4 protein-coding genes are annotated in these 3862 nt (G+C 67.2%); 2 read left to right on the forward strand and 2 right to left on the reverse strand.

The features are described 5' to 3' along the window. The coding region (locus VD972_RS07385; RefSeq protein ID WP_324982838.1) for an MFS transporter at positions 1 to 387 on the reverse strand (387 nt) is incomplete at its 3' end. Between the two features lie 132 nt (positions 388 to 519). Here VD972_RS07385 and VD972_RS07390 point away from each other — a divergent pair. Further along, complete coding sequence (locus tag VD972_RS07390; RefSeq protein ID WP_324982841.1) at positions 520 to 972, forward strand: carbonic anhydrase; 453 nt, start codon at positions 520 to 522, stop codon at positions 970 to 972. 57 nt (positions 973 to 1029) lie between these two features. Here VD972_RS07390 and VD972_RS07395 read toward each other — a convergent pair whose 3' ends face one another. After that, entirely contained in the window at positions 1030 to 2196 is a 1167-nt protein-coding gene (locus VD972_RS07395) for a hypothetical protein (protein ID WP_324982843.1), read from the reverse strand. Positions 2197 to 2469: 273 nt separating this feature from the next. Between VD972_RS07395 and VD972_RS07400 the strand changes: the two genes are divergently transcribed. Continuing rightward, positions 2470 to 3582: a LuxR C-terminal-related transcriptional regulator gene (locus VD972_RS07400; protein ID WP_324982846.1), complete on the forward strand. Its 1113-nt coding sequence runs from the start codon at positions 2470 to 2472 to the stop codon at positions 3580 to 3582. Positions 3583 to 3862: the final 280 nt, after the last annotated feature.

A 3862-nucleotide genomic window follows, 5' to 3' on the forward strand; every position in this document is an offset into this window, starting at 1 on the left:
GAGCGCCGCGCTGCCCAGCCCTTGCACCGCTCGGAAGAGGATGAGCGGCACCGTCCCCCACGCCACACCGCACAGGAAGCTGCCCCCCAGGAAGATGAGGATGCCGGCGACGAGGATCCCCCTGCGCCCGAACACATCCGACAGCTTGCCCCACAGCGGCACCATCGTCGTGGAGGCCACCAGGTACGAAGTGGTGAGCCACGGATAGAGCGAGGCCGGGATCGCCAGATCGACCTGGATGGCGGGCCCGGCGGTGGCAACGATGGTCTGGTCCAGCGCGGCCAGCAGCAGTCCCAGCAGCGCGCCCAGCAGGGTGAAGGCCTTCTGCGAGCGGCTGAAGGAGAAGGGCGCATCGGCCAGCGAGGCCATGGAGGCAGCGGAGTCCATATCCAAGGATGCAGGAAAGGTGGGGCCGAAGGGGTGCTCAGTGCACCTACCTGGGCATGCAAACCCCAAGTCCGTCTCGGTTGGTTGCCTGCCTCTTGGGCAGAGCAGCGCGCGAGCCTAGGCTCGCCCCCCATGTCCAAGCCCTTCGTCTCCAAGGTCCCCTACGAGCCCGGCCATCCTCACGTCCTCGCCATCTATTGCTCGGATGGGCGCTTCACGGAAGCGGTGGAGGAGCTGTCGCACCACCTGGGACACGAGCGCATCGACACGCTCACCTTCCCCGGAGGACCCGGGCTGCTCAACCGCTGGTCCGCGGACTACATGGAGAGCGACATGATCACCCGCGCGGCAAACTTCCTCATCCAGGGCCACCATATCCAGGAGGTGCTGTTGCTGGCGCACGCGGGCTGCGGCTACTACCAGAACCGCCACGGTGCCCTGGGCGCGGAGTTCATCGCCGAGCAACAGCTCAAGGACCTCGAGGCCGCCGCCGAGGAGCTGCGCAAGGCCCATCCTGACCTCATCGTCCACAAGTTCTTCGTTCGCCCCAAGGGGACGAAGATCACCTTCGAGTCGCTCGAGTAGCCGCGCGGCGCTGGCCCGTGCGTGGCGGGCGGTGGTGGGCAGCGGCGGACGCTGAGCCTACTTCGCGTCGCCGGTGTCGGGCTCGAGCACGAAGAGGACCCACTGGCCCGCGGCGTGGTGCTCCAGCAGGTAGAGCTGGCCGGGCTCGAAGCCCGCCTCGAAGACGGCGGCGAGCTTCAACGTGCTCGGGTTCACGGAGCTGTAGTCCTCCGGCTTCCCTTTGCCGAGCGCGGCGAGCCGGGCAGGCTGCTGAGGAAACCGCAGCCGCTCTCCATGGGGGCGTTGCTCGTAGGAGAACGTCACGCCCTGCATCGCCGGATCGGCCTTGAAGGACTGTCCCAGCTGCACGACGGCCTGCCGCACCGTCGCGTTCTGAAAGGGAGGAGGCGTCGAGGACACGATGTACCGGACGCGCAGCCGGGTCGGCTTCTCCAGGCGGATCTCCCCGAGGTTCTTCCTCCCGCCCGGGAGGGAGTTGAAGACCCGGCTCTGGGGCGCGTGCCCGGGAGCCTTGAACCAGAGCTCGTACCGGGCCGGGGGAGGCGAGAGGCCTCCGAGCTGGAAGCTCCCATCCTTCTCCCGCTTCACCTCCAGCCGCGCCGCGGGCCTGTCCCCACTCACCTTGCCGGTGAGACTGTTGGGTTCTCCTGGCACGATGAAGGCATACACCTGGATGCGAGCCTTCGGATCCGCGGCCACCACCCGCCCGTGCACGACGCCGATCTTCATGGGGGACACCGGGCTCAGGGGGATGTCTCCCACATGAAGGACTTCAAGGTCCGGCAGGCCCGTGAGGGGAATGTCCACTGCCTCGTAGCCATGCAGGCGCAAGGCGATGGGACGGCGCAGATCCTCGGCCAGCGTCACGAACCAGCCGTCGCTCACCAGAGACACCTGGCTGGTGAGCGGGTCCAGGCGGCCGGTGCCGCCCTGGAGGGAGAGGTGGCCCACCACGACACGGCCTCGGCCCAGCTTCTGGCGCTCCGCCTTGGCCTTGTCGACCGCGGCCAGCAGCTGGGTGGCAGTGGTGGACTTGCCAACCTTGCGGAGCTTCGCGACGGCCTCTTCCAGCGAGGCTTGGGTGGGCGCTGGCTTCGCGCTGGGAGCAGGAGTCTCCGCGGCCAGGGCTCCAGTCCCCCAGGTGAACACCAGCAACCCGGAGACGAGGGTAGAGCGGAGGAGGAGGCGGGACTTCAGGGACCCGACAATCGAGGAGAGGCTCACGGCTCCATAGTAGAGAAGGTGCTCGTGAGAAGGGTAGCCGTGAAGCTCCTCGCGTCAATGCAAGGCAGCGGGCCGGGCTCCCCCCGAACCCGGCCCGCTGCCCGGGTGCTGCTCCGGCACGCCTCCAGACAGCGAGGCAATCCAGGACGGTACCGCACGCGGAGGCGGGAGCCTCTCACCCATACGGGTGAGGCTCGGCCGGGCCTTGGTGTGCTAAAAGCCTGCAAGAGGCATGTCCAGGCGGGGGGTGTGCGCCTGCGAGGAGGAGCTGTCATGGGAGGTTTGCGTGAGCGGAGGCTCCTCGAGCTGATGGAGGCACTCACCAGCTCGCTGGACCTCAACCAGGTGCTCTCTGGCTCCTATCAGGTCATGTCACAGCTGCTGGTGGCGGATTACGCGGCGATCTGCGTGTCCAAGCCGGGACAGCCCGCCGCTTATGACTGGGCCGTGGCGAAGATGCCCAGAGCGTTCTTTGATCGCTATCCCGAGCTGGCCGGCGAGGACTTCGTGCGCCGCGCGGTGATGAGGAAGCCAAATAGGGTCTTGCGTGACTCGGAGATGCTGTCGCGCGAGGCGCTGAGGCAGAGCTCGCTGTACAGGCATTGCCGCGAGCTGAAGATGCCCCTGGAGTACGTGATGGCGGTGCTGCTGGACGTGAAGAGTGAGTGGCATGGAGGCTTCACGCTCTACAGGGAGAGCAAGCGGCGGCCCTTCTCCGAGGATGAGAGGCAGCTCTTGCAACGCCTGACGCCGGTGCTGGCGAGCACCGTCCGCAACTGCAGGACGCTCGCTGAGGTGAGTGAGCAAGGCCAGCTCCTGGACGCGCTCTTCCACCATGAAGGCATCGAAAGCATCGTGCTCGTCCCTCCAGGAAAGGAGCTGATGCGCACGGCTCACTCCACCGCGCTGGTGCAGAAGTGGTTCGCGCCCGTGGAGCTGGGCCGCCGGGGCTTGCCCTCGGTGTTGTGGGAGCGGCTCGCCCTGCTCCAGGCCGCGGGAGGGCTCATCTTCTTCGGGCAGGACCTCTGGGAGCGTCCGGGGCCCGATCGAAGCCTGAAGGTGACGTTCGTCCCGTTGCCAGAACAGGAGGGGCAGCGGCCCTGGGCGCTGCTCCTGCAGGAGGTGCCGCACCTGGTGATGGTGCCGCCTCCCCGGGAGTGGCAGCAGAAGCTCACCCCGCAGGAGATGCGGGTGGTGGAGTGGATGCTGAGAGGCGTTGACAATCAGTCGATCGCTGAGCAACTGGGCCGCTCGGTGAACACGGTGAAGACGCACCTGAAGAAGATCTACTTCAAGCTGGCGGTGCCAGGCCGGGCCAAGCTCATCCTGGCCGCCCAGGAGCTGAGTGCCAGGGAAGGCGGACGCAGAGGGCTCTTGCCTCAGTAAAGCGCTCAGCGCCCGAGCGTGCTGAAGGCCTCTCCCGCGCATGCCGGGAGGGGCCTTTGTCTTTCAGAGGGGACAGTGCCTGGCGCCCATCGGCGCAGCGCGTCGTAAGTCCAGGCGCCTGGCGGCAGGGTAAAGATCTACCCACTTGCTGCGCTGTGCCACGGGGGCAGGCCGGATCCCCCAGGGCCCGGCCCGCCCCGCCGTGTCTTTGTTCTGCCTTCGGGGTCGGGGTCCCGAATAGACAGACCCGAAGTGGCTCTCCCTTGGGTCAAGCACTCTC

The sequence above is a fragment of the Hyalangium sp. genome (assembly GCF_035629615.1).
GTDB lineage: Bacteria > Myxococcota > Myxococcia > Myxococcales > Myxococcaceae > Hyalangium.